Raw genomic sequence first — 26,029 nt, 5'->3', positions numbered from 1 at the left:
GGACCGAAGCCGCCTGATCGAGCCAGAGCGAACCGGGTAATGCGCCGGGCCGAACCAGGTAGTGAGGCGGCCCGAACCAGGTAGTGAGCCGGCTTACACCGGGGCTCTTGTGTCGGCGGGACGCCCGTCGGACGCCGGAGGGGCGGGCTGCGGACCGCTTTCCCGTCGGGCCGCCCGCGTGGGCCGGCCCAGGACGACCCCGGCCAGGACCAGCGCGAGGCCGCACAGCTGCTGGAGTGTCAGCATCTCCCCGGCGACCATCGTGCCGAGCACGACGCCGGTGACGGGATTGAGCAGTCCGACCAGGCCCACCGTCCCCGCGGGCAGATGCCGCAGCCCGGTGAACCAGGCGACGAAGGCCAGCGCGGTGGCGACCAGGGCGACGTAGCCGAACGCCAGGAGTTCCGGTGCGGAGAGGGCGGGCGGCGGGCCCTCCACGGCCGCGGCGACCGGCAGCAGGAACAGTCCTCCGGCGGTGAGCTGCCAGGCGGTCGAGGCGAGCACGTCGATGCCCGCGCTCCACCGCTTGGCCAGGATGTAGCCGAAGGACGACATCAGCATGGCCGCGGCCGAGGCGAGAACTCCCGGAACGCTCACCTCGGCCGTCCCCGTGAACAGCATCAGGCAGACCCCGCCGAGCCCGATCGCGGCCCCGGCCAGGTGCGCGGCGCCGGGCCGCTCGGCGACCAGGGACCAGGCGAGAAGCATCATCGCCAGCGGTGACAGCGCCATGACGGTCGAGGCGATGCTCGTCGGCAGCAGTTGGGATGCGGCGTAGACGAGTACGAAGAAGACGCTCACGTTGAGCAGGCCGAGGACCGCCGACCGCCACCACCACGCGCCGCGCGGCAGTTGCCTGCACAGGCCGAGCAGGATGAGACCGGCGGGCAGCGCCCGCAGTGCGGCCCCGTAGAAAGGGCGGTCCGCCGGCAGGAACTCATGGGTGACGTAGTAGTTGGCCCCCCAGGCCACCGGTGCGACGGCGGTCAGGGCCGCCCAGCGCAGGTTAGCTTCCATGGAAGCAATTATAGCTTCCTGGGAAGCTATAGTGGAGTGCATGGACGACCCGAAGCCGCTGGACCGCGTGGCCCGCATCCAGGCCGACTGGCGCCGCGAAAGGCCCGACGTCGACGTCACCCCGCAAGGCGTGATCGGCCGCCTGCACCGCCTGGCCGACCAGCTCACCGAGGAGCTCTGCCTGGTCTACGGCCGGTACGGCCTCAGTGAAGGGGAGTTCGACGTCCTGTGTGCCCTGCGCCGGGCCGGTGAGCCCTTCGAGCGCGCACCCGGCGAACTGGCCGCCTACACCATGGTCACCACCGGCGCGATGACCAAGAGGATCGACCGCCTGGAGCGCGCCGGTCTGGTCACCCGCCGCCGCTCCGGCGACGACCAGCGCGGCCGGATCGTCGCCCTCACCCGCCCCGGACGCGAACTGATCGACCGGGCGTTCACCGAGCACATGCGCAACGAACGCCGCCTGCTCGACCTGCTGACCCGCACCGAGAGCGAATCCCTCGAAGGCCTCCTCACCACCTGGCTCTCCCGCATGGAAAACCCTGGCCCGCCCGACTGACGCTCAACTCCGGCGCGAGGCGAGCAGGCCCTGGGTTCCATGACTCAACTGTCGCGGCGCCGGTCAGCCCAGCAGGTCGGGGGAGCGGAGCAGTTGGGGTGGGATGTTCCAGGCGTCGACGAAGTCGGTCGCCAGTGGGCGGACCTTGCGGCACAGGGCGTTGACCTCGCGGCGGATCGCCTTGGAGCGCTGCAGCGTCAGCCGGCCGTGTTCCATGAACCAGGCACGGTCCGCCTCGATCGTGGAGAGGGCGAACAGGTCGCACAGCAGCCCCAGCGCGACCTTGTTGTCACCATCGGGCAGCTCGCGCATCTTGTCGACGAACGCCTCGAGTACCAGCCGCTCGACATGCGCGTGGGCCACCGCGATGACGTGGTCCTGCACCTGGGAGAAGACGACACCGGGATGAGCCTTCTGGTCCATGCCGCGCTTGAGGCGCCGCGCCGCACCGGCGAGCATGTGCTCCTCGCGGTAACGGAGCATGGCCAGCTGATACTCCGAATCGAAGAGACCCGCCTCCTGATCCCACTCGTCGCCGCCCGGCAGCAAATCCCGTACCCGTTCAAGGAGTTTGTGCGCCGAGGTCTTCTCGATGACCGTCTCCACGGCGAGACTCGTGACATAGCGGACCATGCCGAGCTGGTCCATGCTCTCGAACTCGCTCGCGTAGTGCGTGAGCAGGCCCTTGGCCACCAGCTGGAGCAGCACGTGATTGTCGCCCTCGAACGTCGCGAAGACGTCGCTGTCGGCCTTCAGGGCGGCGAACCGGTTGACGGCGAGATAACCGGCGCCCCCGCACGCCTCCCGGCACTCCTGGATCGTGCGCGTGGCATGCCAGGTGCCGAGCGCCTTCGTACCCGCGGCCCGCGCCTCCAGCTCACGGCGTGCACGCTCGTCGTCCCCGTCGCCCGAGAAGACCTCGTGCAGCTGCGTGCGCAGGACGTCCTGGGCGAAGTGCAGCGCGTAGGTGCGCGCGACCAGTGGGAGCAGCCGGCGCTGGTGCATGCCGTAGTCGAGCAGTACCTGCTCCTCGGAGTCCGATGACGCCTCGAACTGCCGCCGCCGATCGGCGTACTTGGTGGCGATCGTCAGCGCGACCTTGCTGGCGTTGACCGCGCCGCCGGCGACGCTGACCCGCCCCTGCACCAGCGTGCCGAGCATGGTGAAGAAGCGGCGCCCCGGATTGTCGATCGGACTCTGGTAGACACCCTCGGGCGTGACGTCGGCGAACTTGTTGAGCAGCGCCTCGCGCGGCACCCGTACGCCGTCGAACCAGATCCGGCCGTTGTCCACGCCGTTGAGGCCCATCTTGCGGCCGTCGTCCTCGATCCGGACACCGGGGGCCACCTCACCGTCGACGCGGACCGGCACGACGAACGCATGCACCCCCTGCTGCTCTCCGTCCACCTCCAACTGGGCGAAGACGACCGCCAGCTCGGCATGCCGGGCCGCGTTGCCGATGTAGTCCTTGCGCGCCTGGTCTCCGCCGGTGGTGATGACGAACTCCTGGCTGTCGGCGTCATACCGGGCCACGGTGCCAAGAGCCTGGACGTTGGAGCCGTGTCCGGTCTCGGTCATCGCGAAGCAGCCCATCAGCTCACCGGTGATCAGACGCGGCAGATAGGCCTCGTGGTGACGCTTGGTGCCCAGATGCAGGATGGCACCGCCGAAGAGGCCGAACTGCACGCCGACTTTCACCAGGACCGACAGATCACCAAAGGCGAGCGTCTCGAACGCGGCGATCGACGCGCCGACGTCGCCGCCCCCGCCGTACTCCTTCGGGAATCCCATGCCGGTCTGGCCCGTGGCCGCCATCTCGACCACGAGCTCACGCACGCGCTCGCGGAACTCGTCGAAGCCGAGCTGCTCCGCCTCGTCCAGTACACCTGCGTAGGTCGTCAGGTTGGTGCGCACCAAGTCGCGGACCTCGGCGTATTCGCCGTCGAGCAACTCGGCCAGAGCCTGGACGTCGATGACGGGCTGCACATAGCCCTGCGGGGAAGCGGCGCTTTCGGTGACCATGTCGCCCTGCTACCCGGCCGCGGGGAGATCAAATCGGTCGTTTGGTCCATCCAGCGGTCACGCCCGGCCGGGCAGCGGCCGCAGCGCGGACTGCCAGCCCTTCCTGACGCGGAATGTCAGCCCTTCTTGATACGGAACCGCTGGTCCTTCGCGCCGGTGCACCGTTCGGCGATCGCTTCGGCTTTGGCGAACGAGGGGGGATCACGACGGCGTCACGTCAACCGCCCGGCATCCAGCCGGAGGAGAACGGCGCGGCGCCACGCCTGGGTGGCGTTCGAGCCTGAGGGGGAGCCCGGTCAGTGGACCGACGCCTTCACCTGGCGGCGTCGACCGTCCTGCCCCGGACCGCCCACGCGCGGGCGGTGAGTTCGATCGACCCGTCCGGCCGCGTCGGCACGGTGGCGCGAAGCGTGTCACGCAACCGATCGCGGGCGGACGGGGTGAGTGCGGCGACGTAGCCGGGGGCGGGGCCCTGCCCGGCCAGGAACGGCTCCCACAGATCGGCGAAGCCGGTGAAAGCGGTGACCACTTCCAGGGGAACCACATCCACGTCCACGAGCCCCGTATCCGTCCACATCGACCGAAGGCGCTCGGGGTCGCACATTGGGAACCGCCGGCGCTCGTCTAGCTCGGCGGCCGCCGCATCCACCGAGCACGCAGCAGCCCAGAAGCGGCCCAGGAACTCCATGCCCTCGGCGTAGTCCCACACGTACGCGGCGACCAGCCCGCCCGGCCGCACGATCCGGACAGCCTCGGCCACCGCCGCACCCGGCACGGGAAGGAAGTTCAGCACCAGGCCACTGACGGCTACGTCGCACCCCGCGCGCCGTACCGGCAGCGACATGCCGTCGCCGACGACGAAGCACGCCGACGCGGGAGCGTGCGCCCGGGCCGTACCCACGAACCCGGCGGACGGGTCCACCCCCACCACTTGCCGCGGCCGACACCGAGCCGCCACCGCACCGGTCAACGCCCCCGTGCCACACCCCACATCCACCCACCGCAAACCATCCCGGCAACCCAGCCACGCCAGGAACTCATCCGCCACCAGCCGACTCCACCGACCCATATACCGCTGGTAGGCACCCCCGGCAGCCCACACGTCAAACCTCTGCTCCGCCATGTCTCCACCATCCCCGACAATGGGCCGGGGGAGACGGTGCGGGAAGTTGTTCGGCAGCGGGGGGTTCGGGTGGAGATCGCGGCACTGGTTATGTCGTTGCTGGCCTTCGGGATGTCAGGGCTGGTGTCGCTACGGCAGTTGAAACTGTCCCAGCATGCCAACGCGCTGCCCGTGGTCGTTGACCTGTTCCGGGAGCACCGCACTGTGCGCCTGGGGCAGGCGCGGACCTTCGTGCATGAGGAACTACCCGCCTACGACCTCTCCCTCGGCCTGGCCGGGCTTCCGGAGGAAGGGCGCGACCTGGTGCGCGAGCTGGGTGGTACTACGACAACCTCGGCGCCCTCGTCGCCCACGGTGTGGTGGACATCGAGCCCGTCTCCGGCTATCTGGGAGGGTCGGTGCTCTCGGTATGGGAGCACATGGAGCCACTGGTGAGGGCTGAACGGGCCCGGCGCAGGCAGAGTGCCCTGCCTGATCCCGAACGCTGGCAGGCGTACTTCGAGAACCTCTATCACCTGGTCAAGGAGATGCCGGCGGAGCGGGCTCGTGCGAAGACGCAGCTGTGGCGTCCCACTGCGCTCTGACTACCGCTGCTGGCTGCCCAAGGCGCTCCGCCACGCACCACGCGCTGTGCTCGCCGTTTCAGCCGTGCCCGACCAGGCGTTGCAGTGCCCGGCGGGCGACTGGCGCGTAGGCCATGACTAGCGGGGCGGGGCCGTCGATGCGTAGTTCGGTGATCGTGCCGGACGGGTCGCGGGGGAGTACCGCGTGCCACAGGCGCAGCCTCACCGGGCCCATTCGCACTCGCCACTGCCAGGTGTGGGCCTGATGGTCGACCGCCTCGACGACGAAGGCGACGCTCGGCCCCGCCACGGGGCGCACCCGGCCGCGCATGCCCTCGCGCAGTTCCCGTTCGGCCTCCACCGCGCGGATCTGCGGAGCCCACGACGACCAGGCCGAGGTGCGCACATACCGCTGCCACACCGCGTCCACACTCGCCGGCCCTTCGGCACGCACCGTCCGTTGCATCTGCCCACCCTGCCTCTACGGGGCCGTAGGCGCACTCCGCACCGCGGGCGTCATCATGCCTATCTCACGGTTGTGCGGGTCGTGCCAAGGAGAAGGCCGGTGTTCCTGAGCGGGGGCTGGCATCGTGTGGACCATGGCTGAGTGGGTCGACCGCGTTGATGAGCAGGATGAAGTGCTGGCCGTCGTGGACCGGGCCGAAGCGATACGCCGGAGATGGCTGCACCGTGTGGCGACCATCGTCTGCCGTGATCGGGCCGGGCGGATCCTGGTTCATCGCCGTCCGGACAACATGTCGCGCTTTGCCGGGCAGTTCAACTGGATGCTGGGTGGAGCCACAGAGGCCGGCGAGTCCTATGAAGAGGCTGCCGCACGGGAACTCTCGGAAGAGCTGGGTGTCCGGGGGCAGCCGCGGTTCGTCCTCAAGTTCCGCTGCGCGGGGGTCGTCAGTCCGTACTGGATGGGTCTGCACGAGGTTGTCGTGGAGGACCAGGTGCGACCGGATCCTTCAGAGGTCGCTTGGCACGCCTGGCTGACGGAGCGCGAGCTGGCCGACCTGGTGCGTCATGAGGCGTTCATTCCGGATGCTCGTGAGGCTTACGACCGGTACTGGGCCGCGGCCGCCGACTCGAAACTCCCGTGAGCCGTGAGCCGTGAGCCGTGAGCCGTGAGCCGCGCTCTGTTCCAGGAGGCGTCAGGCGCGCTGTCCGCGCCCCGGCCAGTCGGGATCGTCGTCGGCCACCGGGAGATCTCGGTGTCCCTCGTCCCACGGGTTCGTCCAGCCGCAGACCCCGCAGGCGTAGCGCCCGCTGATGCCTGAGACCTGGGTGCCGCAGCCGCGGCAGTCCGTCGTGGTGATCTCCTGGGACTCCAGGAACTCCATGGTCAGGGTCTGGGGTCGATCAGGCGTCATGACGGAGACGATACCCGTGAGGCCGGCGTTGCACTGGCGAAAGGCCGCACTGCACCCTCGGGGACTACGATCGGGCGATCTCCTGCCGGAGCTGGTGAGTGAAACGGCGCAGGAGCTCCAGCGTCTGCCGGTGCTCGTCCCTGCGCTCGTCCATGCCCTCGCTGGGCCGTGAGTGCCAGACCCGACGGGCGAGCGCGTCGGCGAGGTCGACGGTCTCGTCGGCGCACAGAAGGTAGAGCGCCGAGCGGGCTTCCTGCATACGGCCCGCCAGTTCGTTCGCCCCGGCGCCGTCGTCACTCAGCTGGGTTTCCCGGAGATGGTCGATGAGCTGGGTCACGGCGGTGTTGAAGCCGACCCCGGCTTTCAGCTTCTGTTCGCGCAGCCACATGCGGTCCTGGCGTCGCGCGGTGAACCAGGAACCGAACACGGCTCCTACGAGGCCCACGACGGCACCGATGGCCACGGACAGGATGTTCTCCACGGTTGCCTCCCCCCATCGGCCCATCGGCCCATCGGCCCATCGGCCCATCGGCGACGCCCCCAGCGCACCGGCGACGACAGGCTACAGAAGCCTCTGCGAAGCCGTGCCGTCGATCAACGGCTGATCCGGCCCCGGGAACCCGACCTGCCGCGCGGTCCTCGCGCCTGATCGTCTAACGTGCCGCGCAGGCAGTAACTACGGGGGAGTGAAGAGCACATGAGCAGGATGAAGACCGCTGTGCGCCGTTCGGCGCGGATCATGGCCGGCGCCGTGGCGTTGAGCGCACTGGCGGCGTGCAGCGGCGCCGGATCGGACGACAGCGCTCCGGAGCCGAGCGCTGGCGTTCCGGCCAGGACGCTGACCGCCGGAGAGCTCGAGACCGCAGCCCTCGCCGGCAGCGACGTACCGGACCACCAGGTGGGCGCCCGGGAGAAGGCCGACCAGTACGAGGACTCCGAGGTGGGCGCGAACCAGCCGGAGTGCACGGTGGAGGCCAGGGTGGCGCTCGGCATGAGCGTGGGCGACCCCGCGTCCACGGTGCAGCGCACCGCGATGGGCAACCCGCGGGGAGCGAAGACCATGACGGGTGACCTCGTCAAGACGACGGTGACTGTGGCGTCGTACAAGGGGAAGGGCGAGGTGGATGTCCTGGAGGACCTCGGCGCGGCCAGTACGGTGTGCCGTAACGGCTTCATCTTCAAGGTCCGCGGCAAACAGATCCCGATGCAGTCGCCTCAGCAGCAGATCGACCCCGAACGTCTCAAGTTCGCCGACGAGATGACCTGGTACGTGCTCAGCGGCGTACCGGGCTCCGACACCCCCACGCGCAAGGTGTTGATCGTGCGCTCCGGTCACACGCTCGGTTTCTTCAGCCGGACGTATCCGGGCGCGGACGCCGGGGCGGAGATGATGCCCTTCCCCGTCGACGTGGCGCGGGCCCAGTGGAAGAAGCTTGCCGCCGGGTGACCGAGGGCCGCGGGGGGTCACCTGAGTGGCGGGGCGCGCGCAACCTGAGCACTGTGTGATCGTTCAGGTAGGCATGAGGAATGCGAAGCGCGCCGCCGCTGCCCTGACCCTTGCTGCCGCGGCCCTTGCCGTGACCGGTCCCGCCCACGCCGACGAGGCCAGGGAGGGCGGTCAGATCAATCTTCCGGACGATCCCCGTGAGGTCGTCGACGGGCTGCAGACGGGGCTTGACGTGGCTGCCATGGCCTGGAAGACGGCCGCTCAGGCCCGCTGAGCAGCCGTGTTCTCAGCCTTGCTGCGGCAAGGTCAGGATCTCGGCTCCGTCGTCGGTGATGGCGATGGTGTGCTCGCTGTGTGCGGTCCGGCAGCCGGTCGCGCTGCGGAGCGTCCATCCGTCGTCGTCGGTGACGAGTCGGGCGGTGTCGGCCATGACCCACGGCTCAAGTGCCAGCAGCAGGCCGGGGCGCAGTTTGTATCCGCGGCCGGGCCGTCCGGTGTTGGCGACATGGGGGTCCTGGTGCATCGTTGATCCGATGCCGTGACCCCCGAACTCGGTGTTGATGGGGTATCCCGCCTCACTGAGGACCGTGCCGATGGCGTGGGAGATGTCGCCGATGCGGGCGCCGGGTCCGGCGGCGGCGATCCCCGCGGCGAGGGCGCGTTCGGTTGTTTCGATCATCGCGACGCTCTCCGGGGGCCGCGAGTCGCCCACGATGAAGCTGATGGCGGCGTCCGCGGCGACTCCGGCCTTGGAAACGGCGAGGTCGAGTGTCAGCAGGTCGCCGTCGGCGAGTTTGTAGTCGTGGGGAAGGCCGTGCAGCACGGCGTCGTTGACGGCCGTGCAGATGTAGTGGCCGAAGGGGCCGCGGCCGAAGGACGGTTCGTAGTCGACGTAGCAGGACTGTGCTCCCGCCTCGGCGATCATCTTCTCGGTCCACCGGTCGATGTCGAGCAGGTTCGTGCCGACGGTGCTGCGGCTCTTCATCGTCTGCAGGATGTGGGCGACCAGGGCGCCGCTGTCTTTTGCCCGGGCCAGTAGGGTGGGGTTCAGGATCTCGATCATGTGGCGCCCTTCTCACGTAACCAATAACTATACCGGTAATACTATACCGGGCGCCGGGGTCGGACGTCCCGCGCGACATGCGGAAGACGGTGCAGGCGGCGCCATTCGCGGGGTGTGGCGCCGTAGGTCTGGCGGAAGCGGCGCGAGAAGTAGGCGGGGTTGGTGAAGCCCCAGGACCGGGCGATGGCCTCGATGGTGCGGTGGGCGTGCTCGGGGGCGGCCAGATCGTGGCGGGCGCCTTCCAGCCGCCGGCGGACGATCCACTTCTCCAGGCCGAGACCGCCTTGCTCGCACAGCCGGTAGAGGGTGCGTACGGAGATGTTGTGGGCTGCGGCGATGCGGTGCGGGGTGAGCCCCGGGTCGGTCAGATGCGCGCGGATGTAGGCCAGGACGCGGGTCAGGAGGGTGTCCTCGGCGACCTGTCTGCGGGTGCTTTCACCGGCGGCCACCGAGACGATCAGGGCGCGGGTGAGCTCCAGGGTGGCGGAGGCGAGCGCCTCGGCGCCGGGGTCGGCGCTGAGCTGGTCGGCGCGGTGATGCAGGGCCCGTATGTGATGCAGCAGCAGCGGTGCGACGGCGCTGTGGTGCAGGAGGGGTATCGCGCTGCGGATCTGTTCCTCGGGCAGGCCGAGACGCTCGGTGTCGACCATGTACGCGACGGACAGGCCGGTGCCGGACCAGGCGTACTCGTAGCCGGCGGTCTTGTGGGCCAGCGCCAGGCCGTCGGGCCCCACGTGCTGCTGATGGCCGTTCCAGGTGAAGGCCCCCGTCCCCTCGCTCTGGGTGATGATCGAGACGGTGTTCATCGAGTCGAAGCGTGCGTGGCGCGGGGTGCGCCGGACACGCATGCCGGAGCCCCGCGTGGAGAACAGGGTCAGCGGACCGAAGGTCCACACTTCCAGCTTCTTGCGGATACCGGCCTCGGGATGCTCCTGCTCCACCGTACAGCTGCCGCTCTCGCCGACGGCCGCGGCATGGAAGGCCTCGATCCGGTCGGCGGCGGGTAAGTCCTCCGTGTCCAGAACCAGCATGGTCCCCCCAGGGTGACGGCTGCGGCCCCTCCGCTGCCGTGCAGCCCAGGATTCTTCAGCACCGCGAGCGGCTTGGACAGGCGGGTTCAAGTTGCTCTGGGCCACCGGGACTTGATCTGCCATCACGCGCCACAGCAGTCACCGGGGCGGCCGGTGCCGTGGCGCGCAGGGAACAGTTCTCGGCGCGCACAGTACAGAACCCTGCCCGTGGCGCTGGCACGATTTCCCCCCCACCTGAGTCGGGCACCGGGACCGACACCGACTGCTGAAGGGAGCGCTCTCATGAGCAGCTTCATCACGACGCACGACGGCACGGGGATCTTCTACAAGGACTGGGGCAGCGGCCAACCGGTGGTGTTCAGCCACGGCTGGCCGCTGAACGCCGACGCCTGGGACGACCAACTGCACCTGGTCGCCTCGCACGGCTACCGCGCGATCGCACACGACCGGCGCGGCCACGGCCGCTCCGACCAACCGTGGAACGGCAACGACATGGACACCTACGCCGACGACCTCGCCCAGCTGATCGAGCACCTCGACCTGCACGACGCCGTGCTGGTCGGCCACTCGACGGGCGGCGGCGAAGTGACCCGCTACATCGGCCGGCACGGCACGTCGAGGATCGCCAAGGCGGTCCTCCTCGGCGCGGTGCCGCCGCTCATGCTCAAGACCGACACCAACCCGCAGGGCCTGCCGATCGAGGCGTTCGACGCCATCCGTACCGGCGTCGCGGCCGACCGCTCACAGTTCTACAAGGAACTGAGCCTGCCCTTCTACGGATTCAACCGGCCCGGCGCGAGCGTCTCCCAGGGGGTATCGGACGCCTTCTGGCTGCAGAGCATGCAGGTCGGGCTCAAGGGCGCCCTGGACTGCATCCGCGCGTTCTCCGAGACCGACTTCACCGAGGACCTGGCACGGTTCGACATCCCCACCTTCATCGCCCACGGCGACGACGACCAGATCGTCCCGATCGTGGCCGCTGGCCTGGAGTCCGCGAAGATCGTCAAAGACGCGTCGCTGAAGGTCTATCCGGGCGCTCCGCACGGTCTCGTGGGCGCGTACAAGGACGAGTTCCACGCCGACCTGCTGGCCTTCCTCGCCACCTGATGGCACGCGTCGCGTACGCCGGTACCTCCGCACCGTCCGACCCTCCTGTCCGAAAGGGTTCGTCATGCGTGTTCCAGCACCGCGCCGTCTGCTGACGGCACTGGCCGCCGCGGCTCTCCTCGTCACCGGCGCGGTCTCCGCCCAGGCGACGCCGCAGGCGGCCTCCCGTGATTCCGTACGGGCCGAGAAGAAGGAGCCGAAGCCGACCGTCGTGCTCGTGCACGGGGCGTTCGCCGACGCCTCCGGCTTCAACGACACGATCGCCCGGCTGCAGAAGGACGGCTTCCCGGTCATCGCGCCCGCCAACCCGCTGCGGGATGCCGCGCAGGACGCCGCCTACATCTCCAGCGTGGTGGACTCCATCGACGGCCCGGTCATCCTGGCGGCCCACTCCTACGGCGGCTTCGTCATCACCAACGCCGCCCGCGGCCACGACAACGTCAAGGCGCTGGTGTACATGGGTGCGTTCGCCCCGGACAAGGGCGAGAGCGCGCTGCAACTGGCCGAGCAGTTCCCCGGCAGCGAGCTGGGCGGCACCCTGATCACCCGGCAGTACCCGGTGCCCGGCGGCGATCCGGGCACCGACGGCTACATCGATCCCGTGAAGTTCCGCTCCGTGTTCGCCGCCGACCTGCCCGCATCCCGGACCCGTCTCATGGCGGCCACCCAGCGCCCCGGCAGCGTCCAGGGCCTCAGCGGCGCCGGCGGGGTTCCCGCCTGGAAGACGATCCCGTCCTGGTATCTGATCCCGACCGCCGACAAGGTCATCCCGCCCGCCGCCCAGCGGTTCATGGCCAAGCGCGCCGGCAGCAAGGTGACGGAGATCCGCTCCTCGCACGTGGTCATGATCTCCCACCCCGACGCCGCCGCGAAAATCATCAAGTCGGCCTACACCGCCACCCGTTGAAGGAGCGAGCGCACATGAAACCGGACACCATCGTCCTCATCCACGGCTTCTGGGTCACGCCCCGCAGCTGGGAACACTGGATCACCCGCTACCAGTCCCAGGGCTTCCGGGTCCTCGCTCCGGCCTACCCCGGCTTCGAAGCGGAGGTGGAGGCGCTCAACGAAGACCCCACTCCGATCGAGGAACTCACGGTCCCCTCGATCATCGCGTCCCTGGAGAAACTGATCGACGGCCTCGGCACACAGCCGATCATCATGGGGCACTCCGCAGGCGGCGTATTCACCCAGATCCTGCTCGACCACGGATACGGCCGGGCCGGAGTGGCCCTCAACTCCGCGCCCACCGAAGGAGTGGCGACGCTTCCGCTGTCACAGGTGAAGGCGACCTTCCCGGTTCTGAAGAACCCCGCCAACCGGCACAAGGCCGTCGGCTTCACCTACGACCAGTGGCGCTACGCCTTCACCAACACCTTCCCCGAGGACGAATCCCGCGCCCTGTACGAGCGCTATCACATCCCCGCATCCGGCCACGTCTTCTGGGGCAGCGCACTGGCCAACATCCACCCGGGCCACGCGGATTCCTACGTGAACTACCGCAACGACGACCGGGCCCCGCTCCTGTTCGTCTCGGGCGAGCACGACCATCTGATGCCGCCGAAGATCCAGCAGTCCAACGCCAAGCACTACAAGTCGAACACCGTCACCGAGATCATCGAATATCCGGGGCGCTCCCACTTGATGCCCGCCCAGGAAGGCTGGGAGGAGATCGCCGACCACGCCCTGGCCTGGGCTCTCGACCACACCTGACCCGCCGGCCGTGGTGCCCGGCCGACGGGCCGGGCACCACGGCACCACGACGCGACCGCGGCGCGCGTGCGGTTCAGATGACGCCCTGTGCCAGCATCGCGTCGGCCACCCGCTCGAAGCCCGCGATGTTCGCGCCCGTCACGTAGTTTCCGGGAGCGTCGTAGCGCTCGGCGGTCTCGTGGCAGGTGGCGTGGATGTCGTCCATGATGTGCGTCAGCTCTTCCTCGACCCGGGACGCCGTCCACGACGTACGGGCGTGGTTCTGGGCCATCTCCAGGGCGCTGACCGCCACACCGCCCGCGTTGGCCGCCTTGCCGGGGCCGAAGGCGACACCCGCCTGCTGGAACAGGCGTACCGCCTCGGGAGTCGTGGGCATGTTGGCGCCCTCCGAGACCACCTTCACGCCGTTGCCGATCAGCGCGGCGGCATCACGGTCGTCGAGTTCGTTCTGGGTGGCCGACGGCAGCGCGATGTCGGCCGGGACCTCCCAGACACGCCCGCCCGGCACGAAGCGGGCCGAAGCACCGCGGCGCTCGGCGTACGCGTCGATCCGGCCGCGCTCGACCTCCTTGATCTGCTTGAGCAGATCGAGGTCGATGCCCTTCTCGTCGACGACGTAACCGGATGAATCCGAGCAGGTCACCGCGTTGGCGCCCAGGGCGGCCAACTTCTCGATGGTGTAGATGGCGACATTGCCCGAGCCGGAGACGACCGCCGTACGCCCCTCCAGGTCCTCGCCGCGCTGGCGCAGCATCGCCGCCGCGAACAGGACGTTGCCGTACCCGGTGGCCTCCGGACGGATCAGCGAGCCGCCCCAGCCCTGGCCCTTGCCGGTCAGGACACCGGCCTCCCAGCGGTTGGTGATGCGCCGGTACTGGCCGAACAGGTAGCCGATCTCCCGGCCGCCGACACCGATGTCACCCGCGGGCACATCCGTGTGCTCGCCGATGTGCCGGTGCAGCTCCGTCATGAACGACTGGCAAAAACGCATGACCTCCGCGTCGCTGCGGCCGTGCGGCTGGAAGTCGCTGCCGCCCTTGCCGCCGCCGATACCGAGGCCGGTCAGGGCGTTCTTGAAGATCTGCTCGAAGCCGAGGAACTTGATGACGCCGAGGTTCACCGACGGGTGGAAGCGCAGGCCGCCCTTGTACGGGCCAAGGGCGCTGTTGAACTCCACCCGGAAACCGCGGTTGACGTGCACGCGCCCCCGGTCGTCCTGCCACGGCACCCGGAAGAGAACCTGCCGCTCGGGCTCGCACAGCCGCTCGATCAGTCCGGGCTCGGCGTACTCGGGGCGGGCCGCGATGACCGGTGCCAGCGTCTCCAGGACCTCGTGCACGGCCTGGAGGAACTCCGGCTGGGCCGGGTTGCGGTGCTCGATCTCAGCGAGCAGCTGATCGAGCGTCGTCTTCGTCTCGGATCGCGTGGTCAAGGGAGACCTTTCTGGCACGGCTGACACCGGGGATGCGGTACGGGGCGCGGCGCACTCCGGTACAGCCCGTTCGGGACGCTCGGCGCCGTTGCCGCGCGCGGGACACTCACGAGTTACGCGCATGTAAACACACTGACCAGCACCCGGGTCCAGGGTGCGACCACTATCCGAGACCAACGTCATAGACCGCCGGGTACGTGCGTCGGCGGCGTCGCCGGAACTTCCCGAAGCCTGGCCTGTCGTCAGCGTGTCGCGGTGATCCGGATCGCGGTCACCGTGCCTTCGCCTCGCAGAGCCAGTGTGCCCGGGCCTTCGTGTCGTACGCAGTCGAGACGGCCCAGTGTGGTTCCGTGCCCGTCCGGTGCGCCGACGGCGATCCCCTCGGTGGCGGCCATGACGAGCAGGGTCTCGCCCGTGGCGTACGTCAGCGCCGTCTCCTGCGCGGCGGTGACGGTGATGATCCGTACGTGGGCCGTCGCCAGGCCCCTGCGGGTCATCACGTTCATGTTGCGTACCGGCCCCGCGTCCAGGCGGCAGTCCGTCGTCGCGTCGCCGGAGAAGGCGAAGGGGCGCAGCGGTCCGACCGGGTGCGAAGCCCCGTCCACGGTCAGCACCATTCCTTCGCCCTCGACCGGCGTGATCACGCGGTCGATGCCGGGAAGGGAGGAGAAGGGGCCCGCCGCGTCCACGTCCGCGACACTCACCCGCCAGTCGAAGCCGTCCGCGGTCTGTGCCGACGCCGGGGTTGCCGGCACGGTGCCCGCCGCGACCTCGCGGGTCGTACCGCCGCCGTTCTTCCACGGCATGCTGCGGTACTGGCTCCAGCGCAGCACGTCTCCGTCCATCCGGCGCCGCCTCCTTCTTCCGCTCTCCGGCCGGCGAGTCCGGGCAAGCGTACGTGCCGACCGGACGCGGTCGCCGTCGGCGGTTCAGCTGGTGGCGGCGGTCTCCGCCTTCGGCGCGTCGGGCTGCTCCGACGTGGTGCCCGCGCTGTAGAAGACCGAGGAGCCCTGCTTGGAGCGCTGGACCCGGCCCCTGGCAACCAGGTTCTCCACCGTGGTGCGCACGACGGTGGTCTTGATGGAGCGGTCCGGGTGCGCCTTGGTGAGCGCCGTGGTGATCTCGGCGGCGGAGCGCGGCTCCTTCTGCTGTCCGAGATGGGCGGCGATCAGTTCGACCAGGGTCGGCCCCGAGGCCGGTGCGTCGGGCTTCTTCGACGCGGCGGTGGTCGTCTTCTTCGCGGTGGACTTGGGCGCGCTCTTGGCCGCTTTGGCTTTGGTGCCGGTGCTGGTGGACTTCTTGGTCCGGGCCGCAGCGGACTTGTCCGCACCTGCCCGCGGGGCGGGCACACCCTTCTTGCGGGCGGGTGCCTTGGCGGTGGCTTTCCCGGTCGCCTTCGCCGGTGCGGCGGGGGAGGCGACGAGTGCCTGCTGCATGCTCAGCAATACCGCGTGGTCGTTCTCCAGGGTCTGCAACTGCTCCTGCAGTGCCGCTACTTCGCCCCGGACGTGTTCCTGTTCCTTGCGGTTGGTTTCCAGGTCCGCGGCGACTTGAGCCGCGTACTGCGTCTGCATTTCGGTGGATCCAGGTTGAGCGTCTGACATGACGGTGGCCCTTCTTCGGTGCCCGCGTTGGTGCGGCTGACGGATCGTGCTCACGACTGAACTCTTGTTCATGGGGCGTCTCCGCAGGTTCGCCCGGACGACACTGCCCAACCTGCAACGGCAGCAACTCACGCGCGGTTATGGGGGAAAGAGTACGAGATCGGCCGGAGAATGCGCCCGATGGAGCAAATGTTCCTGTCGCGCTTCATCCCCTCGGGCAGGGGTGGTTACCGGCGGCCCGGCGTCTTGACCCAGTCGTCGACGGTGCGGACATCCGCCCACTGCGGGAACAGCCGCTCGGTGAGGACCCGGTGCACCTCCGGGTCGGGGTCCAGGCAGGCGTCGGAGAGGACCGTGAGGCCGAAGTCCATGTCGTTGGCCTGGCACAAGGTGGACAGCACCACCGCGCTGGTGGCGATGCCGGTGAGCACGAGACGGTCGATACCGCGCGCCCTCAGCACCACGTCGAGGTCGCTGCCCGAGAACGCGCTCGCCCGCTTCTTGGTGACGACCACGTCGCCCGGCCGGGGCGCGACCTCGGGGTGGATCTCGGTGCCGGGGGCGCCCTCGACGTAGAGGCCCGCTTCCGCGATGGCGGCGAGCGCCCTGTTGCGCGTGCCGACGTCCGGGAAGCCGGGGCGCAGCGCGATGACCACATAGATCACGGGGATGTCCGCCGCCCGGGCCCCGTCGATCGCCCTGCGCAGGCGGGGCAGGTACCCGGAGCCGTCGTCGACGATGTCCACGATGTCGCGCTGGACGTCCATCACGAGAAGGGCGCTGCTCATGTCGCCTCCAAGAACGAAGCCAGTGCGAAGCGGGCAGAGGTGGGCGGTGAAGTCCGGAGCCTACGCGGGCAACTGCCGCCGACCGGCGGTTCCGGCCAGGGAGATGTACCGAACCCGTGTGCCAGGATGTGGACTGTGCCGCACACCAACACCCAGTTCACCAGCCAGCTTGTCGGTCGGGAAGACGAACTCGACCGTCTTTCTGGAGTGCTGGAGCGGGCCCGCGCGGGCGAGGCCCGCGCGGTCCTCATCTCCGGGGACGCCGGCGTCGGCAAGACGCGGGCCCTCGACGAGCTTGCCGGGCGCGCCGACGAGGCCGGGATGACCGTGCTCGTCGGACACTGCGTCGATCTGGGCGATGTGGGCCTGCCGTATCTGCCGTTCACCGAAATCCTCGGCACGCTGGCCGCGGACGAGCGGTTCGCCTCGGTCCTGGGCGGTCACCCGGTGACCGAGCGGCTGCTCGGCGGCGGCACGGACGCCGCGGGGGACGTGAACAGGCGGCTGCGGCTCTTCGAGGACGTGGCCGCGCTGCTGGCCGAAGTAGCCGGCGCCGCCCCGCTGCTGCTGGTCCTGGAGGACCTGCACTGGGCCGATCAGTCCTCACGGGACCTGCTGCGCTTCCTGCTCAGCCGCAACGTCCTGCAACGGCCGACCGGCGGCCCGCACGACCACCGGCTCGCGGTGTTCGCCTCGTACCGGGCGGACGACCTGCACCGCCGCCACCCCCTGCGCCCCCTGCTGGCCGAGCTGGTGCGGCTGCCCGCCGTGGAACGCCTGGAACTGCAACCGCTGCCCGACGCGGATGTGGCCCGCCTGGTGCGTTCGCTGCGGGACAAGCCCCTGCCGGACGCCGCCGTCCACCGGATCGTCGAGCGCGCCGAGGGCAACGCCTTCTACGCGGAGGAGCTGGTCGCGGCCACCGACGCCCCGGCCGGCAGCGTGCCCAGCGGACTGGCCGACGTCTTGCTCATCCGTTTCGAGCAGCTGTCCGACACCGCCCAGCAGGTGCTGCGCACCGCGGCCGTCGCCGGGCGCCGCGTCGGCCACGACCTGCTGCGGGACGCGGTCGGGCTGCCCGAAGAGGGTCTTGAGGCGGTGCTGCGCGAGGCCGTGGGACGGCAGCTGCTCGTACCGGGCGACGGTGACACGTACTCCTTCCGGCACGCGCTCGCGCGGGAGGCGGTCTACGCCGATCTCCTGCCGGGTGAACGGGCGCGGCTGCACGGCATGTTCGCTCGCCTGCTCGCCGGGCGGGGCCGCCAGTCAGGCAGCGCGGCCGAGCGCGCCCATCACTACCGCGAGAGCCATGACCTGCCCGAGGCGCTCGCCGCTTCCCTGGAAGCCGCCGATCACGCCCAGAGCGTCGGCGCTCCGGCCGAGGAACTGCGGCACATCGAGGCGGCCCTCGACCTGTGGTCGGCGGTCGAGGCCTCAGGGCGGCCCGCCGGGTCCGACGCCGTGACACTCACGCTGCGTGCCTCGGCGGCGGCCGCTCACGCCGGGGAATCACACCGTGCGGTCTCCCTCACCCGGTCCGCGCTGGCCGGTCTCGGACAGGACGCCGACCTGGAGCTGGCCACCCGCGTCCGCTACACGCTCGCCGGGAACCTGCTCAACGTCGACAACCTCCCGGCCGCCCTCGCCCACAGCAGAGAAGCCCTCGACCTGATCCCCGCCGACCCGCCATCGGCGACCTGGGTGTGGGCGGCGGCCACGTACGTGATGGTCGCCGCCCGCATGGGAGACGACGAACAGGACGAGGACGCGCTGAGGGTGGGCGGTCAGGCCTTGCTCGCCGCCGAGGACCTGGGCGTCGCCGACGCGCGGGCCGACCTCCTGATCTCGATGACGTTCCACGGCGGGGGAAGCAACCGCCGCTCCCCGGAGGGAAGAGCGCAGCTGCAAGAGGCGCGGGACCTCGCGCGGCGGTCGGGCAACGCGCCGGTGGAAATGCGCGCCTTGTTCAACCTGGCCGTCGGCTGCCTCGAATCCGGCGACCTGGAGGGCTGTCTGGGCTGGGCCGCCGAGGGCCTGGACCGGGCCGGCCGTTCCGGACTGCTCTCTGCGCCGTATCCGCGGGAGATGCGGTACCTGCGGCAGTTGGTGCAGTTCACGCTCGGTCAGTGGGACGAGTGCGCGCGTGACGCGGCCGAGGACACCGGGGCGATGTCGCGCGCGGGCAGCGCCGGGCCCGGCCTCTTCGTCGCGCTCGCCCGCGGCGACTTCACCGCCGTCGAGCGCGCCAGGGCCTTGCTGGAGGGGCCGTTCGACTGGATGAACACGCTGGTCGCGGGCATCGTGCGGACCGATGCGGCCGCGTGGCGCGGGGACGCGGAGGAAGCGGTGCGCGCGCTGCGCTACACCCTTGAGGCCCTCACCGGCAGTGCGAGCACACCGCCCGACGTCACGGTCCGGCTGGCTGCGCTGGCGCTGTCCGCGGTCGCCGACTCGGCGGCCCAGCTTCGTATGCGCGGTGACGAGGAGGAGGCGAAGCGTCGGGCGGAGACGGCGGCCGACCTCGTGGAACAGGCGCGGGCTTCGGCCGCCCGCGGCGAGGACGGCACGCCCCAGGGTCCGGAGGGCCAGGCGTGGCTGGCCCGCGCCGAGGCGGAGTGGACGCGCGCCGTCTCCGGGCCGGACCCGGCGGCCTGGGAGAAGGCGGTGACCGCCTTCGCGTACGGCAACGTGTACGAGCGCACGCGCTGCCGACTGCGCCTTGCCGAGGCCCTGCTGGCGGCCGATCGCCGTGAGGAGGCGGCCGCCGAGGCCGAGGCGGTGCGCCAGGAGGCCGACCGCCTTGGCGCCACCCTCTTGCGCGAACAGCTGGACGCGCTGGTGCGCCGGAGCCGGCTGACGGTGCCCTCCAGGGACGCCGCCGCCGTACTGACGTCCCGCGAGCAGGACGTGCTGCGGCTGCTTGCTCTCGGGCGCAGCAACCGCCTGATCGGCGAGGAGCTGTTCATCAGCCCCAAGACGGCCAGCGTCCACGTCTCCAACATCCTCGCCAAGCTGGGAGCGGCTAGCCGCACGGAGGCGGTGGGTGTCGCCTACCGGCAGGGACTGATCACCACGGAGCCTTCGCCGACGGACTGACTCGCGCCCTTCATGCCGGGGGATTTGGCCGGGCGGTGCAGATATTGGGTTGCCCGGGGGCGTCGGCGGTGGATGCAATGTGCGCATGAGTACGTCACCAGCATCACCAGCGTTGCCTGGAGCAGCCCGGACTGACGAGCCATCAGTGCGGATCGGTGCTCTCGCGCCGTTGAGCCGGCCCGGCTGGGTCGAGGCGGGCGAGCATCTGCTGGCCGGGCTCGAACTGGGTGTGCGTGAGGTCAATGCGGCCGGCGGCATCGACGGACGACCGCTTGAGCTGGTGATCAGGGACACGGCGGCTGACCCGCGTAGAGCCGAGGCGGCCGTGGACGAGCTGGCCGCTCTGGGGGTGGCCGCTGTGGTGGGGGAGTATCACAGCGTCGTCGCTCGCGCCGCCGCAGGGCGGGCCGACGCCCTCGGCCTGCCGTTCCTGTGTTCGTCGTCGGTTCTCGACGCGCTCACCGACCGGCCGACGGAGTGGGTGGCGCGCCTGTCCCCGCCGCAGTCCCGCGGCTGGCAGGTCTACGCGGACTTCCTCCTGGGGGCGGGCCACAGCCGTATCGCCGTGGCGGCCCAGCCGAGTGTCTACTGGGCGTCGGGCACCCGCATCCTGCGGGACCACCTGGCTTCCCGCGGCGGCGCGGTCATGGAACTCGACATGAGCGCGCTCACCCCCGAGGCGGTGTGCGAGGAACTCGCCGGCAGCGGTGCGACGGCACTCCTCCTGCTGGTGGGCCATCCGGAACCGGCGGTGCCGATCGTCAGGGCAGTGCGCGGCGACCGGCGCCTGGCCGGGGTACTGATCGGCGCTCCGGCGGGCCAACCGGAGTTCGCCGAATGGGCGGCGCTCCTTGGCGGCGACGGCGCCGCAATCCCCTTCCTGCGCTACCTGCCCGAGCACCTGACCCCGCTCGGCGCACACGTCGAAGCGGCTCTTCGCGAACGGCTGTCCGCAGAGCCTTCCTTCGTGGCCTACGAGGGCTACGACACGGTCGCGATCCTTGCGGAGGTACTGCGCCGCGGCGGCACGGACCGGGCACGCACGGCCGGGGCCTGGCCGCGCGCTGCGGTCGAGGGCACCCGCGGCCGGATCGCCTTCTCCCGCGTGCCGGGCATCAATGTCTGGCAGTGGGCAGATGCACCGATCCAGGTCGTCGACCGGGACCCGGCGGAGCTTGGTCGCTTTCGGGTGCTGCGTGCGGGCTGAGGAAGCACGAGGGGCTTTTCGTCGTCGACAGGCTGCCGCACAGGAGAGTTGCGGGCCTGCAATCTCCTGCTCCGGCGCTAGTTCTTCTGCAGGGCGCGGGTGACACCCGCGATGACGGCTGTTGTCAGCAGCCAGCCGAAGGCGATCAGCAGGTATGCCAGCCACTGGAGGCCGTCGTGCGGCCAGTACCAGGCCGTGCGCTGGCCCAGACCGCCGATGGGGATCAGCAGGTCGAGCGTGTAGACGAGGGGCTGGAAGGGGGCGCCTTCGTCCTGCTTGACCGGGGTGGGGGAGCGGGAGTCGAAGGAGAGCGTGCCCAGCAGGGTCAGTGCGAGGAGCCAGACCCCGGCCAGCCAGGGGCGGTAGCCATAGCCGACGGTCGTGTCGAGCAGGTGACCCCACATGCGCGCGGCCCGGGGCAGAGTCTGACGCCGGTGCCGCTGCTTGGCCAGGAGCACGCGGCGGGCATCGTCGTCGTGGCCGGCCCTCCGGTACCAACTCGCCAACTGCTCGTAGGGCTGCGGGTTGTAGCCAGGACTGCGTCGTATCCACGCCAACCGGCGTACGACGGAGTCGCGCCGCCCCACAGCCTCCCGGCGCTCGCGGCCCATGTCCATCTTGATGGAGCCGTAGACGAAGCCGTCCAACTCCACCACCTCCGGCCAGATGTGATCGCTGTCGTAGAGGTTGGACACCTGCGCGCCCCGCAGATCCACCCAGCCGGACGGAGGCTCGGCGAGGGTGAAGTCGAAGTCGACGGCCTGCATCAACGGTGCGGCCAAGGATGCGCCACGGCCGCCGGACGGGCCGTTGAGGACGGCGCCCTCAAAGGTCAGGTTGTTCGAGACCCGGGCGCCCCGTACCCGTACGGTTCCGTTCGCCGTGAACCCGGCGGAGAAGTCGAGCGTCGAGCCCGCGGCGTTGTCCAGAGCGAGCGCCGTCCCGCGTGGTCCGGGGCTCAGCAGCTGTGCCCCCTGCATGAACAGACCGCCCGGCAACTGCGCTCCCGGCAACCGCACTTCACCGCGCGCGACGAACCCGCCGTTGCAGGTAACGCCTCCTTCCATGACCAGGCCGCCGGCGGCCACGGCCCATCCTCCGGGCGCGCTGATCTCGGCCCCGTTGAGGAGCATGCCGCCGGCCACCCTGGCGTCGCTCAGGGACAGGGCGGTGCTCACGTGGTTGAAGGGAGAGGAAGCCAGGCTCTGCACCACGGAGCGCCGCAGGTCGAGCGTTCCCTCGATTCGCGCCGCATAGGCTTCGATGCCCGGTACATGGCTGCCCGTGATCACGAGCGTCTGCGTGGACGCTCCCAGCAGGTTCACCGACTCCTCGAACCAGCAGTCCTCGAGCCAGAGGGCGTACGTGATCTGCGCACCGGCCAGATTGAGGTGCCCGGATATCCGCGCCCCGGCCAGCCGCAGACACGCCACGGCGCCCGGCTGCGCGGTGTTCGCCCCCAGGAGAAGCGCCACGATCACCGCGGCCCGAACCGTCCGCTCAGGGCCCCACCGCCCGCCTTCGGCGACACGGTCGTCCTCGGGTACACCCGCACGCAGGTCCACGTGGCGTCCCTCGGGGAACGCGTCCCACAGCTCACGCTCCGGTGGGGCCAACTCGTCGTATGAGAGCACACGCCAAGAGTAGTGATCGTGCCTTGGTGTGCGGGGCGTCAGTGGGTGTGGACGGACGTGGCGGTGTAGACGACGGTGGAGCTGGGGGAGGGGCCGTTGCACGTTAGTTGGGTGCGGGGCGTGTGGTGGGAGCGGACCTCGACGTCGATGACGGCTGACTCGGGTGGCGGGGTCGCGACGTGGACGCGCCAGTGGTTGTTGGCCAGGCGGGTGGTGTCGGTGACGGTGTAGTGGTGGCGGCCTGCGGGGCCGAAGCGGGCCAGGAGGGCGGTGACGGCGGCTTGTTGGGGCGGGTAGAGATCGGTGTAGCCGCGTAGGTGCTCTGCCCTGATGCGGTTTGCCAGGTGCGCTTCGATGGCTGTCACGGATGCGGCGGGGTCGAGTTGGCCGTAGTGGACGCCGTCGGGGGCGACGAGGATGTTGGGGGCGAAGCGGTCGCCGCCGGTGTGGCTCGACTCCCAGACGAGGTCGGGCCAGTGGCGGGTGAGGGTGTGGGCGACGGGCCGGCCGCGCAGGGCGCAGCAGGTGTCGTGGCGGCCGTGGGTGCAGACCAGGATGACGGGCGGATGGCCGAGTCGGCCGGGGGCGTGCGGGGTGATGGTGAGGGCTTCGGTGATGTCCTGGAGATCCTCGTCCCGGCTCCAGGTGCCCCACTGCTGGTGGTGGGCGCCGGTGGCGTCGTAGTGCAGGACGGCCCAGCGGCGCGGGCCGCGGGTGGTGCGGCGTCCGGGGCGCCGGATCAGCAGGATGCGGGCCCGGATGGCCTGGGCGGCGGTGTAGACCAGGCTCTTGGTGTGGGTGTCGAGATCCAGGCCGTCGAAGCCGTTGGGGGGCCAGCCGCCGGTGTGCTCGATCAGGATCCAGGTCAGCGTGTGGGGCGCGGTGCCCGGAAGGGGGTCGCCGCGGGTGCGGGCGGCCTCCGCGCACAGGAAGCGCCCGCCCGTGCCCGCCGGGGGCGTCGTCATGGCAGGGCGGGGACCAGGATGCCCGCGCGCAGCAGCCGGGCGGCGAGGTTGAGACCGAGGTCGCCGGCGGTGCGGGTCTGGCCGTCGAGGAGGCGGGTGAGGGCCGGCAGGTCGGCGGCAGTGCAGTCGAGGTGGCCGGCGCGGCTGGTCAGGCGGGTGCCGTCGAGTCGCGCGTCCAGTGCGGTACGCAGCCGCAGCGGCGTTTCGGGGGCCAGGGTGTGCAGTGCGGTGTGCTGGGCCAGCGGTCCCAGGGGCGCGGGGCGGACCTGGCCCCGGCGGGCGCGGTCGAACAGCGGGGTGCTGTCGGCGCGGGCGAGGGCGGCGACGAGGTGTTCGCGGACGGTGGCGAGTTCGTCCTCGTCGGCGGGCCCGTCGGTGCCCATCGGCAGGGACCGGCGCATATGGGGGTCCTCGCGCAGCACGGCGAGGGCGGTCCGGGTGAGCTGTTCGGCCAGGGTGTAGCGGGTGTGGGTGTGGATGCCCAGCGTCAGGTGGATGGAGACCTGGCCCTGGGCGCGGGCGGCGTGCAGCCAGCCGCGCGGCAGATAGAGGACGTCGCCGGGCTCGAGGACGGTGTCGATACGAGGTGTCCCGCGGGCGGCACTGGAGACGGCGGTGCGGTGGTCGGTCCACGGCTCGTCGCGCAGCGGGTCGGGGTGGACGGGTTCGTGGATGACCCAGCGTTTGCAGCCGTGTATCTGCAGGACGAACACGTCGTGCACGTCGTAGTGGGCGTCGAATCCGCGGTTCTGCGGCGGGGTGATGTAGGCGTTGGCCTGGACCGGATGCCCCAGTTCGGTGCTCAGACGGGTGCTGAAGTCGGAGACGGGTTCCCAGGTGCGGTGCAGGGCCTGCAGGACGAGAGTGGCGCCGTCGGCGAACGCGCGCCACACGGCGGTGTCGTCGACCTGGTCGGCGATGGTGGCGCCGACCCCGCCGGGCGCGGTGAAGGACGACTCGGCAAGGGTGGCGCCGTCCTTGGCCAGACGCAGGAAGGGCGTACGCAGCCCGCGCCGGGAGATCAGTTCGTCTGCCGCGTCGGCGGAGAACAGGTCGCCGAAATCGCTCGCGCCGCGCGTGAGCAGCGCGGTGCGCGCCCATACGTCGCGGGCGAAGTCCTGCCGGCTCAGGCCGGTCAGCCGGGACTGCAGGATGCCGGCACCTGCCGTGCCGGCATCCTGCAGCTGGGCCGGGGGGACACTCAACCGCCGCTGCCCGATCCGTCGGCGCCTCCGTCGGCTCCGCCGTCATGGACTCCCGGTGTGCCGGCGGCTCCGCCGTCCGCGGGTCCTTCGGCGCCTCCGTCGGCTCCGCCGTCGTGGACACCGGGCGTACCGGCCGCGCCGCCATCTGCGGGTCCTTCGGCGCCTCCGTCGGCTCCGCCGTCATGGACTCCCGGCGTGCCCGCCGCGCCGCCGTCAGCGGGGCCTTCCTGCTGATTCGGGTCCTGCTGAGGGTCGGTCATCTGTCCTCCTGAGGATCGGACGGCCGGGATCGGGGGCACCTGCGGTGCCCGTGCCGCCCGCTTCCACCAAGCTCGCTCACGGGTTTGCGGTCGGCAACCTGAACGGAGCACAGGGGTGCCCGGCCCGCTGCCCGGCGCGCTCCCCGGCGCGACGGACGCCGGCGGGAGCTCCTGACCTGCCGCTGTCAGCCCCGGGCGAGGGTGACGTCCTGTCGCTGCATGGCGTGGAAACGGGGCAGAGGGAGGCCGCTGCGCAGGTCCAGTTCCATCACCGTGGCTTCGACGTTGACGGTGCCCGGCCGGGGGGTGCTGAGGGAGGGGCGTCCGGTGTTGGTCCAGGCGTGCGGCTTGCCGTCGCACGTGGCACGGGTGCCGCCGATGCTGTGACGGACCCGGGGGTTGTCCTGGGCCATGGACGAGGACACGAAGACGGGGCCGGTACCGCTCGTACACCGGTAGGTACCGGAGAGGGTGACGGTGCCGTCCGAGGCGATGCGCCCGGTGGGGTTGACGGTGACGCTCTCGTTCGGTCCGGCGGCCGCTGGTGTGGATGCGGCGGCGGCCGGAGCGGCGCACAGGAGCAGGGAAGCGGCGAGGACCGTGGTGGCCTGGCGCAGTGACATGGGGGCCTCTTTGGTCAGGAGAGACGGAATGAGGGGTGTGCCTGCGGTTCTCCGCGACGGCGGCAAGTCCGCTGTGGGGGAGGCGAGTTGAGGGCTCTCGCCCCGCGACAGCAGCCGGTGGTGTGAGCCGCCCTGTCCGGCAGGCAGCGGGCGACGTCGGGCGGCGGGTGACGTCGGGGGACTGTCGCGCCCGG

At 70.6% G+C, this 26,029-nt stretch carries 27 protein-coding genes; 10 read left to right on the top strand and 17 right to left on the bottom strand.

Translation table 11 applies throughout. The features are described from left to right. Positions 1 to 93 precede the first annotated feature (93 nt). Positions 94 to 1,017 (bottom strand): EamA family transporter, encoded by a 924-nt coding sequence (locus ABZ906_RS08560; protein ID WP_361379200.1) that lies wholly within the window; start codon positions 1,015 to 1,017, stop codon positions 94 to 96. A 40-nt stretch (positions 1,018 to 1,057) separates the two neighbouring features. On the opposite strand from ABZ906_RS08560, the gene ABZ906_RS08555 reads away from it, so the two are divergent. Continuing rightward, the gene (locus ABZ906_RS08555; RefSeq protein WP_361379197.1) at positions 1,058 to 1,576 is read left to right on the top strand and encodes a MarR family transcriptional regulator; all 519 of its coding nucleotides are present in this window, start codon (positions 1,058 to 1,060) and stop codon (positions 1,574 to 1,576) included. 63 nt (positions 1,577 to 1,639) lie between these two features. On the opposite strand, the gene ABZ906_RS08550 is transcribed toward ABZ906_RS08555, so the two are convergent. Together ABZ906_RS08550 and ABZ906_RS08545 are read right to left on the bottom strand one after the other, a co-directional pair. After that, positions 1,640 to 3,598, bottom strand: coding sequence for an acyl-CoA dehydrogenase family protein (locus ABZ906_RS08550; protein WP_361379194.1), 1,959 nt, complete (start codon positions 3,596 to 3,598; stop codon positions 1,640 to 1,642). A gap of 313 nt (positions 3,599 to 3,911) precedes the next feature. Next, positions 3,912 to 4,667: a class I SAM-dependent methyltransferase gene (locus ABZ906_RS08545; RefSeq protein ID WP_361381326.1), complete on the bottom strand. Its 756-nt coding sequence runs from the start codon at positions 4,665 to 4,667 to the stop codon at positions 3,912 to 3,914. Between the two features lie 413 nt (positions 4,668 to 5,080). Here ABZ906_RS08545 and ABZ906_RS08540 point away from each other — a divergent pair, with 413 nt between their 5' ends. Continuing rightward, positions 5,081 to 5,305 (top strand): hypothetical protein, encoded by a 225-nt coding sequence (locus ABZ906_RS08540; protein WP_361379191.1) that lies wholly within the window; start codon positions 5,081 to 5,083, stop codon positions 5,303 to 5,305. A 58-nt stretch (positions 5,306 to 5,363) separates the two neighbouring features. Here ABZ906_RS08540 and ABZ906_RS08535 read toward each other — a convergent pair whose 3' ends face one another. Further along, positions 5,364 to 5,750, bottom strand: coding sequence for an SRPBCC family protein (locus ABZ906_RS08535; protein WP_361379188.1), 387 nt, complete (start codon positions 5,748 to 5,750; stop codon positions 5,364 to 5,366). Between the two features lie 133 nt (positions 5,751 to 5,883). Here ABZ906_RS08535 and ABZ906_RS08530 point away from each other — a divergent pair, with 133 nt between their 5' ends. Beyond that, entirely contained in the window at positions 5,884 to 6,390 is a 507-nt protein-coding gene (locus ABZ906_RS08530; protein WP_361379185.1) for an NUDIX domain-containing protein, read from the top strand. Positions 6,391 to 6,441: 51 nt separating this feature from the next. Here ABZ906_RS08530 and ABZ906_RS08525 read toward each other — a convergent pair whose 3' ends face one another. Together ABZ906_RS08525 and ABZ906_RS08520 are read right to left on the bottom strand one after the other, a co-directional pair. Continuing rightward, positions 6,442 to 6,660, bottom strand: coding sequence for a hypothetical protein (locus ABZ906_RS08525; protein ID WP_361379182.1), 219 nt, complete (start codon positions 6,658 to 6,660; stop codon positions 6,442 to 6,444). Positions 6,661 to 6,724: 64 nt separating this feature from the next. Next, on the bottom strand, positions 6,725 to 7,141 hold the full coding sequence (locus tag ABZ906_RS08520) for a hypothetical protein (RefSeq protein ID WP_361379179.1): 417 nt from the start codon (positions 7,139 to 7,141) through the stop codon (positions 6,725 to 6,727). Between the two features lie 216 nt (positions 7,142 to 7,357). On the opposite strand from ABZ906_RS08520, the gene ABZ906_RS08515 reads away from it, so the two are divergent. After that, positions 7,358 to 8,107: a hypothetical protein gene (locus ABZ906_RS08515; protein WP_361190152.1), complete on the top strand. Its 750-nt coding sequence runs from the start codon at positions 7,358 to 7,360 to the stop codon at positions 8,105 to 8,107. Positions 8,108 to 8,180: 73 nt separating this feature from the next. Beyond that, on the top strand, positions 8,181 to 8,381 hold the full coding sequence (locus tag ABZ906_RS08510) for a hypothetical protein (RefSeq protein ID WP_361379176.1): 201 nt from the start codon (positions 8,181 to 8,183) through the stop codon (positions 8,379 to 8,381). A 12-nt stretch (positions 8,382 to 8,393) separates the two neighbouring features. On the opposite strand, the gene map is transcribed toward ABZ906_RS08510, so the two are convergent. Continuing rightward, positions 8,394 to 9,170, bottom strand: a complete 777-nt coding sequence (map, locus tag ABZ906_RS08505) for a type I methionyl aminopeptidase (RefSeq protein WP_361190146.1) — start codon at positions 9,168 to 9,170, stop codon at positions 8,394 to 8,396. Between the two features lie 41 nt (positions 9,171 to 9,211). Continuing rightward, on the bottom strand, positions 9,212 to 10,201 hold the full coding sequence (locus ABZ906_RS08500) for a helix-turn-helix domain-containing protein (protein ID WP_361379173.1): 990 nt from the start codon (positions 10,199 to 10,201) through the stop codon (positions 9,212 to 9,214). Between the two features lie 282 nt (positions 10,202 to 10,483). Here ABZ906_RS08500 and ABZ906_RS08495 point away from each other — a divergent pair, with 282 nt between their 5' ends. The 3 genes from ABZ906_RS08495 (at position 10,484) to ABZ906_RS08485 (ending at position 13,021) form a co-directional block, all read left to right on the top strand. Continuing rightward, complete coding sequence (locus tag ABZ906_RS08495) at positions 10,484 to 11,308, top strand: alpha/beta hydrolase (RefSeq protein WP_361379170.1); 825 nt, start codon at positions 10,484 to 10,486, stop codon at positions 11,306 to 11,308. A 64-nt stretch (positions 11,309 to 11,372) separates the two neighbouring features. After that, positions 11,373 to 12,215, top strand: a complete 843-nt coding sequence (locus tag ABZ906_RS08490; protein WP_361379167.1) for an alpha/beta hydrolase — start codon at positions 11,373 to 11,375, stop codon at positions 12,213 to 12,215. A gap of 14 nt (positions 12,216 to 12,229) precedes the next feature. Next, positions 12,230 to 13,021 carry an alpha/beta hydrolase gene (locus ABZ906_RS08485; protein WP_361190135.1) on the top strand — a complete coding sequence of 264 codons (792 nt, stop codon included), beginning with the start codon at positions 12,230 to 12,232 and terminating at the stop codon, positions 13,019 to 13,021. A gap of 73 nt (positions 13,022 to 13,094) precedes the next feature. On the opposite strand, the gene gdhA is transcribed toward ABZ906_RS08485, so the two are convergent. The 4 genes from gdhA to ABZ906_RS08465 all read right to left on the bottom strand — a co-directional run bounded on the left by gdhA (position 13,095) and on the right by ABZ906_RS08465 (position 16,845). After that, positions 13,095 to 14,453, bottom strand: coding sequence for an NADP-specific glutamate dehydrogenase (gene gdhA / locus ABZ906_RS08480; protein ID WP_361190133.1), 1,359 nt, complete (start codon positions 14,451 to 14,453; stop codon positions 13,095 to 13,097). 242 nt (positions 14,454 to 14,695) lie between these two features. After that, positions 14,696 to 15,298 (bottom strand): HutD family protein, encoded by a 603-nt coding sequence (locus tag ABZ906_RS08475; protein WP_361379164.1) that lies wholly within the window; start codon positions 15,296 to 15,298, stop codon positions 14,696 to 14,698. Between the two features lie 84 nt (positions 15,299 to 15,382). Next, positions 15,383 to 16,057, bottom strand: coding sequence for a hypothetical protein (locus ABZ906_RS08470; RefSeq protein WP_361379161.1), 675 nt, complete (start codon positions 16,055 to 16,057; stop codon positions 15,383 to 15,385). Positions 16,058 to 16,284: 227 nt separating this feature from the next. Next, positions 16,285 to 16,845 carry an isochorismatase family cysteine hydrolase gene (locus ABZ906_RS08465; RefSeq protein WP_361190124.1) on the bottom strand — a complete coding sequence of 187 codons (561 nt, stop codon included), beginning with the start codon at positions 16,843 to 16,845 and terminating at the stop codon, positions 16,285 to 16,287. A gap of 126 nt (positions 16,846 to 16,971) precedes the next feature. On the opposite strand from ABZ906_RS08465, the gene ABZ906_RS08460 reads away from it, so the two are divergent. Together ABZ906_RS08460 and ABZ906_RS08455 are read left to right on the top strand one after the other, a co-directional pair. Next, positions 16,972 to 19,941 carry an AAA family ATPase gene (locus tag ABZ906_RS08460; protein ID WP_361379158.1) on the top strand — a complete coding sequence of 990 codons (2,970 nt, stop codon included), beginning with the start codon at positions 16,972 to 16,974 and terminating at the stop codon, positions 19,939 to 19,941. Between the two features lie 85 nt (positions 19,942 to 20,026). Beyond that, on the top strand, positions 20,027 to 21,148 hold the full coding sequence (locus tag ABZ906_RS08455; RefSeq protein ID WP_361379155.1) for an ABC transporter substrate-binding protein: 1,122 nt from the start codon (positions 20,027 to 20,029) through the stop codon (positions 21,146 to 21,148). Between the two features lie 77 nt (positions 21,149 to 21,225). Here the strand turns inward: ABZ906_RS08455 and ABZ906_RS08450 are convergent, their stop codons facing one another. The 5 genes from ABZ906_RS08450 to ABZ906_RS08430 form a co-directional block, all read right to left on the bottom strand. Further along, positions 21,226 to 22,782, bottom strand: coding sequence for an oxidoreductase (locus ABZ906_RS08450; protein ID WP_361379152.1), 1,557 nt, complete (start codon positions 22,780 to 22,782; stop codon positions 21,226 to 21,228). Between the two features lie 38 nt (positions 22,783 to 22,820). Further along, positions 22,821 to 23,747, bottom strand: a complete 927-nt coding sequence (locus tag ABZ906_RS08445) for a sucrase ferredoxin (protein ID WP_361379149.1) — start codon at positions 23,745 to 23,747, stop codon at positions 22,821 to 22,823. Continuing rightward, entirely contained in the window at positions 23,744 to 24,952 is a 1,209-nt protein-coding gene (locus ABZ906_RS08440) for a cupin domain-containing protein (RefSeq protein WP_361379146.1), read from the bottom strand. Before ABZ906_RS08440 ends, ABZ906_RS08445 begins: the two co-directional genes overlap by 4 nt. After that, on the bottom strand, positions 24,949 to 25,212 hold the full coding sequence (locus ABZ906_RS08435) for a BatC protein (RefSeq protein ID WP_361190110.1): 264 nt from the start codon (positions 25,210 to 25,212) through the stop codon (positions 24,949 to 24,951). Before ABZ906_RS08435 ends, ABZ906_RS08440 begins: the two co-directional genes overlap by 4 nt. Positions 25,213 to 25,397: 185 nt before the next feature. Next, on the bottom strand, positions 25,398 to 25,835 hold the full coding sequence (locus tag ABZ906_RS08430) for a DUF6299 family protein (RefSeq protein ID WP_361190108.1): 438 nt from the start codon (positions 25,833 to 25,835) through the stop codon (positions 25,398 to 25,400). Positions 25,836 to 26,029: the final 194 nt, after the last annotated feature.

It is taken from the genome of Streptomyces sp. NPDC046925, assembly GCF_040644915.1.
Lineage (GTDB): Bacteria > Actinomycetota > Actinomycetes > Streptomycetales > Streptomycetaceae > Streptomyces.
The sequence above is the reverse complement of the archived record's forward strand: the minus strand, read 5'-3'. Positions and strand labels throughout refer to the sequence as shown.